Raw genomic sequence first — 8,270 nt, 5'->3', positions numbered from 1 at the left:
GACTTAAACTTTGGATAATTTGTTCTACCTTCAAAAAAATTCTTAAATGCTTTGTCTAAGTCTTTGAGCGAATTTTGAAGTGCAAACTTATCTACTTCTTTTAGCCATGTATTAGTTTGTTTAAGTTTAGTTAAGTCAGCTGAGCAATCCTTATAATTAAATGTTATACCTTGAGTTTTATATATTTCTTCTCGTTTTGCAAGATAATAGTTATATACAAACCTAACACAACCAAAGGTTTTATTTATAAGCTCTATTTGTTGTTTATTAGGATAAAGCCTAAATTTAAAAGCTTTTTCCATACTTTCACCTCATAGTTATTGTAACATATGTTGTTACACAAAACAAACTTTTAACTAATATAAGCTATGATACACAGATAACATATGTTATTATTTAAGCGTCCTTACTCATGACTTAAGTCACGAGTGTGCGGACGCTTGCATCATCAATTGAAATAAACATCCAATAATCATCCGGATTATATTTATAACTTACTTGTAGTAAAAATAAGTTTTTCCTTCTTTTCCTCTCCAGCTTAACCTTGTTTTGATACTCTTCCTTTTTAAGACATGATTTTAAATGTTTTGTAACTGAAACTCTCGATATTTCTTTACCACAATAATAACATTCCCCTTTCATCTTCTTTTCTCCTTTACTAGTTTTTTCAGTTTTAAGCTGCAAATTGCTTCATCCTGGCACTTTCGGCAATTTCAAGATGCTTTTAGAACGTATTGAAGCGAATTAGCAATCCAGCTCTGTTTTTATCATAGAATTTGATAAAGATTTTTGAAAGTTTAAAAGACTTTTAAGATACAAAAAATGGAGCAGGTAACGGGAATCGAACCCGCATAGCCGGCTTGGGAAGCCGGAGCTCTGCCATTGAGCTATACCTGCCCATCGAAAAGCTAATATTTTCTTTATTTTAATTATATTCTTGTAAAACTTAATAAACAATTTTAATTTTTCTCGATATTCAATAATTTTTTTGATATTTCTTTTAATTTCTTTTAGTTTAAAATTTTTCTTTATTTTTTCATAATATTTACATATTTGAAATATATTTATTATTGTGCTATAAATCATACTGTAAGGGGGATGATAATATGCACAGTTTAAACCTCGTAGTGCATGATAACATTCCGCTTTTTAGATGTTCCTATTGTGGAAATTGCTATGGCTTTTTAGAATCAACATCATATCTAAAAGTTAAAATGAGGGGATGCTGCTGGTATTTCCCCAAATATAAGTTAATCGATATAAAAAACATCTTAAGCCTTGGAAGGGAAGATTTTATTTACGAGATTGCAAATCTTTCAAATTCAAAGATCGAAAAATATCACATCGAAGTTTTAGGATATTTTGATGATGAAAAATATAACAAATTAAAACCTCAAGCAAAGGATTTTGATTCAAAGCTTTTCTTTAAGCTTTGCCCATTTTTTGATAAAAACGGTTGTAAGCTTCATTTTACACTAAGACCTCACCCCTGCAACCTTTACCTTTGCCGTGAGGTTATTGAAACCTGCGGATCAGAATATGAAAGTTACAATAGGGAAAGAAAAGATTACTTTGCCTACTGTAATTATTATAATGATCTGTTAGCTAAAGAATTGCAAAACAATAATCTAAACTTAATAGATAATTTTGATGACAGCATAAAACTTTTAAAGCAAATCCACATTCCTAATTTCGATTTTAGAAGGCTAAGAGAAATAAAAATAAATTTCGAAAATGAAATAGCGGTATAAAAGCCACAATATATTGACTTAACAATATATTGTGGCCTTTTATTATAGGTTAACTATCTCACAACTATCCTTATAAGCCTTAATTTCATTTATAAGCTCTGGAAGGACCTTATAAACATCTCCAACTATTCCAAGGTCTGCAATGGACATTATTGGGGCATTTTCATCCTTGTTTATGGCAATTATATATTCGCTCTCCTGCATCCCTGCAAGATGCTGAATTGCACCTGAGATGCCACATGCTATATAAAGCTTTGGTCTTACAGTTTTTCCTGTCTGCCCTACCTGATGATCCTTTCCTATCCATCCTGCATCTACTGCTGCACGGCTTGCTCCAACTACTCCACCTAAAAGATGAGCAAGCTCCTTTAGCATCTCAAATCCTTCCTTGTTTCCTATTCCTCTTCCCCCTGATACTATAACCTTAGCCTCTGTTATATCTATCTTTTCATCAAGGGATTTTACTATCTTCTCTACAACTGTTCTTATTTCCTCTTCCTTTATCTTGACATCTATTTTCTCTATCCTTCCTTCCCTTCTATCATCAGGACATGGAAGTGGGAATACTCCCGGCCTTACCGTTGCCATTTGTGGCCTGTGGTTTGGACATTCTATTGTTGCCATCAAATTTCCGCCAAAGGCTGGTCTTGTCATTAATAGATTTTTAGTATTTTCATCTATATCAAGCCCTGTGCAGTCGGCTGTAAGTCCCGTCTTTAGTCTTGCTGCAAGCCTTGGGCCTAAGTCCCTTCCTATGTTTGTTGCTCCTATCAATATAATCTCAGGTTTTCTTTCTATTGCTATTTTTTCTATGGCATTTGTATATCCATCGGTTGTATAGTTCTTTAAAAGAATATTCTCAAGAACTATTACCTCATCTGCCCCATGCTTTATTAGGGTATTTGCAAGTTTTTCTACCTCATATCCTACCAATACTGCTGTAAGCTTTACTCCAAGCTTTTCTGAAAGCTCCCTTCCCTTTCCTAAAAGTTCTAAGGCTACCTTTTGCAAATGCCCGTCTCTTTGTTCTGCTATAACCCATACACTCATATTATCCCCCCTAAATGTAGTGCTTTTCCCTTAGCTTTTCTGCAATAAATGTTGCTGCTTCCTTTGCTGAAAGGTTTACTATCTCACCTTTTCCCTTTGGTTCCTTTGTAAAGGTCTTTCTTACCTTTGTCGGTGAGCCTAAAAGTCCTATTTCTTCCTTTTGAAGTGCTAAATCCTCTGCAGTTAAAACCTTTATTTCCTTTTGGTAGCATGTAAATATATCATATACGTTCATGTATCTTGGCTTGTTGAGTTCCTTTATGCAGGTTAAAAGGCAGGGCATATTTATTTTTATTATCTCGTATCCATCCTCAAGGGCCCTTTTTACCCTCAATGTTCTTCCTTCTACATCTACCTTTTCTACATACGTAACCTGAGGAATGTTAAGGTGTTCTGCAATCTCCGGTCCTACCTGTGCAGTATCACCATCGATTGCCTGTCTTCCTGCAAATATTATGTCATAGCCTATCTTTTCTATCGCCTTTGCAAGGGTTAAGGATGTTGCCCATGTATCTGCCCCTGCAAATAACCTATCTGTTAAAAGAATAGCCTTGTCCGCTCCCATTGCAAGGGCTTCCCTTAAAACCTTTTCCGCCTGAGGTGGTCCCATCGTTATTACTGTAACCTCTGCACCGAACTCATCCTTGAGCCTTAGAGCCTCCTCAAGGGCGTTTTTATCATCTGGATTCATTATGCTTGGAACTCCTTCTCTTATTAATGTTCCCTTTACAGGATCTATCTTAACTTCGTTTGTATCCGGAACCTGCTTTATGCATACTACTATTCTCATGTTATCCCCCCTATTTTAAAACATGTGCTGATATTACCATCTTTTGAACTTCGCTTGTTCCTTCGTATATCTCCGTTATCTTTGCATCCCTCATCATTCTTTCAACTGGATAGTCCCTTGTATAGCCGTATCCTCCAAATATTTGCACTGCCTTTGTTGTAACCTCCATTGCAGTTTCTGATGCAAATAGCTTTGCCATAGACGCATCAAGGCTTATGGGAAGTCCCTTTTCCTTTTTCCATGCCGCTTTATATACTAAAAGTTTCGCTGCTTCTACCTTTGTTGCCATTTCAGCTATATACCATTGAAGCCCCTGAAAACTTGATAATGGCTTTCCAAATTGTTTTCTTTCCTTCATATATTTTACTGCCTCTTCAAGGGCACCTTCGGCTATTCCAAGGGCCTGTGCAGCGATTCCTATTCTTCCTCCGTCTAAAGTTGCCATCGCTATTGAAAAACCCTTCCCTTCTTGTCCAAGAAGGTTTTCCTTTGGAACTTTGCAGTCCTTAAATATAAGCTCTGCTGTTGATGAGCCCCTTATACCCATCTTTTCTTCTATTTTGCCTATTTCAAAGCCTTCAAATCCCTTTTCAACTATAAAGGCTGATATTCCCTTTGTCCCTTTGCTTCTATCAGTCATGGCAAATACTATAAATATATCTGCATATCCTCCGTTGGTTATAAATACTTTGCTGCCGTTTAGGATGTAATAATCCCCCTCAAGCTTTGCTGTTGTCTGCTGGCTTGCTGCATCGGTTCCTGCATTGGGTTCTGTAAGAGCAAAGGCACCTATCTTTTCTCCCTTTAAAAGGGTTGGTAAGTATTCTTTCTTTTGTTCCTCTGTTCCAAAATTATATATAGGCCAGCAGCAGAGGGATGTGTGGGCAGAGAGGATAACCCCTGTTGTTGCACAAGCTTTAGATATTTCTTCAACAGCGAGGATATAACTTAAAAAGTCTCCTCCTGCACCTCCAACTTCCCTTGGAAATGGTATTCCCATAAGGCCTAGCTTTGCCATTTTTTTAACCGTTTCCATCGGAAAAATTTCCTTTTCGTCGACTTCTGCTGCTATAGGCTTTACTTCATTTTCTACAAATTTCTGCAGCATTTCCTTCATAAGTTCCTGTTCCTTTGTTAGAGTAAATTCCACATCCACCACCCCATTGTAATAAAATTATTATTTTTCTAAAATTTCTATAAATATTATACTACATAATTATTTTTTTAACAAACCAATTTTATAAAATAATTTGTTATATTTTGTCACATATTCATATATTTTTCATAGGATATACTAAAAATGTCTAAAATTAAAAGAAGGCAGGTAAATCCTGCCTTATTCTTTATAATATACTAAGATCTAATTCCCTTGAAACTTCCTCTAAAACCTTCCATCCACCTATACTGTTTCCTTTGCTGTCAAGGGCTGGTCCAAATACTCCAATTCCCATCCTTGATGGAACTGCAGCTAAAATTCCTCCACCAACACCGCTCTTTCCAGGAACTCCAACCTTTACAGCAAATTCACCTGAGGCATCATACATTCCACAGGTTAACATTATTGTCTTAACTATCCTTGCAACATGTCTTGGAATTACCCTTTCTCCATTCCAAGGAAGCACCCCATCGTTGGCAAGCATTGCACCAATTCTTGCTATATCCTTGCATGTTACTTCGATGGAGCATTGTTTAAAGTATACATCAAGGGCCTCCTCAACATCTCCTTCGATTATACCTATGCTCTTCATATAATAAGCAAGGGATCTATTTCTATGTCCGGTTTCCTTTTCAGATTTATAAACATCATAATTTATTTCTATGTGTGGATTGTTAGTTATTTTTCTTGTAAACTTTAAAAATTTTTCAATAACCTCATCGCCGTTTCTACCACTAATTAATGATGATGTAACTATTGCACCAGAATTAATCATTGGATTTAAAGGTTTATTTGGAGTTCTTGTTTCAAGGCTACTTATTGAGTTAAATGTATCCGCTGTAGGTTCCATATCAACCTTTGAAAATACAATTTCTTTACCATTGTCTAAAAGAGCAAGCATTAAAGCGACTACCTTTGAGATGCTCTGCATAGTAAATTTTACATTATAATCGCCTGCAAAATATTCCTCATTATCAACGGTATAAACTGCAATCCCAAGATGTCTAGGGTTTGCCTTTGAAAGTTCAGGTATATATGTTGCAACTTTTCCTTTTTCTGTCCATACTCTATTGTTTTCTATGATGGTTTCCAAAAGCTTATTCATTTCAATTCCCCCAATTTTCCAGTTTGTATATTATATAGGTTACTGCCAGAAGGTCTGCAGCACCGCCTGGACTTATGTTTTTCTTCTTAAATATTTTATCCATATAAACTACATACTCCCGGCCTATTTGGGTTTTCATAGCTCCTAGGAAAATTGCGTTTTTGGCAATATTTTTCATAAAATAAAGGCCTTTAAGTCCCCTTCTGTTTAAAACTGTCGTGTCATCCAATTTTGATATGATATAAATTAGACTGTGAATAAGGGCATCATTAACCGATAGTCCAATTCTTAATGCATCCTCAAAGGCAGGTAATCCCCATTTTAACACAGTTGGAAGCCCCTTTTCAACCTCTCCCCTTATACCAGTAACTCCATATTTTAAATAAAGCCTTTCTCCATTTGTTAACCTTCCATCCTTATTTATGTTTTTAAGTTCCTTCTCTACTATTCCACAGGTGATTTCTTTAATAATATTTGCTATGTTTAGCCTATTTAAACTTAAATTTAATTTTTTGCATCTTCCTGTACTTGCCCCTATGAGACCTGTAAGAAAAATAAGCCCCTTTTGTGTATTTATTCCATAGGTTGCCCTAAACATATCTTCCTCAGCTAAAAGGCCTATATTTCTTACTCTCTCCAAAATATTTTCATCATATTTTAAACCTACATGGACGAAATCAGGAAGATACTTTGCAATGGCAGCAGTGCTCCTTAAAAAGGTGTTGTAATCCATATCGCTGTGGCTTCCCTTTGAAAAAGGTGAAACAAGTCCAGGTGATGGGTGGGATATCACCTCAAGAAGCATCCCCTCCAAAATGACTTGTCCAACCATGTTACAAAAGTCCATGTCTTTTAACAATTCTCATCTTCCTTTTCATAAAATCTTTTTATCCTCCAATTTATATCATCATAACCCGACACACCAAAATAATCATCAATTATTTTATCTATAATTTCAATAACTTCCCTCAAATCATGCCTTTTTTGTCTTGTGCATATCCCCGCATCATCACCACATACTATACATTTTCTTCTCTTGAAACCTAAGTCCATTCTTGATATAGGCTGTCCATTAACATATATATCGATGTCAAACAGCCTTCCTAATTGATGGAACTCTTCTATATTAACTGCCTTTTTCTTTGCCTCCTTTGGCAGGACATTAAGAACCATTAAAAGACTTTTTCCATCGAATCCTTCGTTAGTTTCAGAATAAACCTCATGGTCCTTGAATGTATCCTTCAACAGAGAATATAACACATTAAAGGCAAGGCCTGCCTTTAATGTGTTTTTATCATTTCCCGGGTAATTTATTTTGCCACAAAGAACAGGAAGCTTATATTCTTCATTTAACTTTAAAATCCTTAAAAATCGTTTTTCCCTATCCTCAAGTATCCTCATCAATGGGGACTATCGCTCCTTTTTATTTTTTCTATAATATCTTCAGCTTCTTTAGATATTAAAAATTCATATGTGCTTTCAGGGACAAATTTCTTAGTATCCTCAAGTTTTCCCTGTTTTATTAAGTTTCTTACAAAGGATGCACTAACTGCAACATTATCTTTCATAAGCCTTTCGACGATCTTAACTTCTATTCCAAAGTTTGGTAATATGTCCATAAGGGCATTGTTGTATGCGTTTGTAACAGGACAATAGGGTTCAGTCCCTACATATCTTCTTTTTATGTTAAATTCCTTTGCAATATATCTTCCAAAAATAGCCGCATCCAGCCTTGTATAGGCCCTTAATCTATCATCTTCTTTTCTTAAAAAATAACTTGGAAAGGTTGCAGAGGATATTATATACTTTCCTCCAGGAATTACTGTTACATTTTTTAAATCCTCTACGCCTTTTTTAACAAGCTCTAGCCTTACATCAAATGGAAAAAGGGATTTATTTTCCTCAACTATAAAAACTACAACCCTTTCGTTTTCCTTTGCTGCAATTTCGATTAAATATTTGTGTCCTAAAGTAAAGGGGTTGCAGTTCATTACAAGGGCTGCCTTTTCGCCATCATCAAGGTCGCTTTTTAGAAACATGTCCCTGACATACTTTTGAACATTTGCAGCCCCACCCTCTAATAATACAACATCGCTGTTTCCCTCTACAAACCTATATCCTAAACCTTCAAATATACTCTTATTCTCAGGTTTTGTAAAAATAAAGGTCTCATAAATCCCCTTATCAAAGAGGATATTTTGAATTTTAGTTAAGAGCTTTGATGCAACACCTTCACTTTGATAGTCCCTTGATACTGCAAATCCCTTTATTATGTTTTTAGCAGCAGAACAGGTTCCTATAATTTTATCATCCTCTACTGCTACTAAAGTTAAATCCACGTCATCATCAAGGCTCAAATCAAATTCCTTTAAAAAATCCTTTACCCTTTTTAAATCATTAGTTAAAACTATTTCCATA

At 35.3% G+C, this 8,270-nt stretch carries 10 protein-coding genes and 1 tRNA gene; 1 reads left to right on the top strand and 10 read right to left on the bottom strand.

The genetic code is table 11. From position 1 onward, the window contains the following. From Q3V94_RS09040 to Q3V94_RS09030, 3 genes are all read right to left on the bottom strand, one after another. Positions 1 to 302: helix-turn-helix domain-containing protein (locus Q3V94_RS09040; RefSeq protein WP_303527003.1), on the bottom strand; the 302-nt coding region annotated here is incomplete at its 3' end. A 115-nt stretch (positions 303 to 417) separates the two neighbouring features. After that, positions 418 to 684 (bottom strand): hypothetical protein, encoded by a 267-nt coding sequence (locus Q3V94_RS09035; RefSeq protein WP_303527001.1) that lies wholly within the window; start codon positions 682 to 684, stop codon positions 418 to 420. 139 nt (positions 685 to 823) lie between these two features. Continuing rightward, positions 824 to 897: transfer RNA gene (locus Q3V94_RS09030), tRNA-Gly, on the bottom strand. A gap of 209 nt (positions 898 to 1,106) precedes the next feature. On the opposite strand from Q3V94_RS09030, the gene Q3V94_RS09025 reads away from it, so the two are divergent. Further along, complete coding sequence (locus Q3V94_RS09025) at positions 1,107 to 1,751, top strand: hypothetical protein (RefSeq protein ID WP_303526999.1); 645 nt, start codon at positions 1,107 to 1,109, stop codon at positions 1,749 to 1,751. A 42-nt stretch (positions 1,752 to 1,793) separates the two neighbouring features. On the opposite strand, the gene Q3V94_RS09020 is transcribed toward Q3V94_RS09025, so the two are convergent. The 7 genes from Q3V94_RS09020 to citC form a co-directional block, all read right to left on the bottom strand. After that, positions 1,794 to 2,801, bottom strand: coding sequence for an electron transfer flavoprotein subunit alpha/FixB family protein (locus Q3V94_RS09020; RefSeq protein ID WP_303526996.1), 1,008 nt, complete (start codon positions 2,799 to 2,801; stop codon positions 1,794 to 1,796). Positions 2,802 to 2,811: 10 nt separating this feature from the next. After that, on the bottom strand, positions 2,812 to 3,591 hold the full coding sequence (locus Q3V94_RS09015) for an electron transfer flavoprotein subunit beta/FixA family protein (protein WP_008909167.1): 780 nt from the start codon (positions 3,589 to 3,591) through the stop codon (positions 2,812 to 2,814). Positions 3,592 to 3,601: 10 nt separating this feature from the next. Next, positions 3,602 to 4,741, bottom strand: coding sequence for an acyl-CoA dehydrogenase (locus Q3V94_RS09010; RefSeq protein WP_303526992.1), 1,140 nt, complete (start codon positions 4,739 to 4,741; stop codon positions 3,602 to 3,604). Between the two features lie 193 nt (positions 4,742 to 4,934). Next, entirely contained in the window at positions 4,935 to 5,852 is a 918-nt protein-coding gene (gene glsA / locus Q3V94_RS09005; protein ID WP_303526990.1) for a glutaminase A, read from the bottom strand. Between the two features lies 1 nt (position 5,853). Further along, a complete protein-coding gene (locus Q3V94_RS09000; RefSeq protein ID WP_303526989.1) occupies positions 5,854 to 6,711 on the bottom strand; it encodes a triphosphoribosyl-dephospho-CoA synthase in 858 nt (285 codons plus the stop codon). Then, the gene (gene citX, locus Q3V94_RS08995; protein WP_303526988.1) at positions 6,705 to 7,253 is read right to left on the bottom strand and encodes a citrate lyase holo-[acyl-carrier protein] synthase; all 549 of its coding nucleotides are present in this window, start codon (positions 7,251 to 7,253) and stop codon (positions 6,705 to 6,707) included. The genes Q3V94_RS09000 and citX overlap by 7 nt, the downstream gene beginning before the upstream one ends. Next, the gene (gene citC / locus Q3V94_RS08990) at positions 7,253 to 8,269 is read right to left on the bottom strand and encodes a [citrate (pro-3S)-lyase] ligase (RefSeq protein ID WP_303526986.1); all 1,017 of its coding nucleotides are present in this window, start codon (positions 8,267 to 8,269) and stop codon (positions 7,253 to 7,255) included. The genes citX and citC overlap by 1 nt, the downstream gene beginning before the upstream one ends. Position 8,270 lies beyond the last annotated feature (1 nt).

It is taken from the genome of Caloramator sp. CAR-1 (genome assembly GCF_030546345.1).
Lineage (GTDB): Bacteria > Bacillota > Clostridia > Clostridiales > Caloramatoraceae > Caloramator > Caloramator australicus.
Note: the sequence above shows the minus strand (reverse complement) of the source record. Positions and strands in the feature narration are given on the sequence as shown.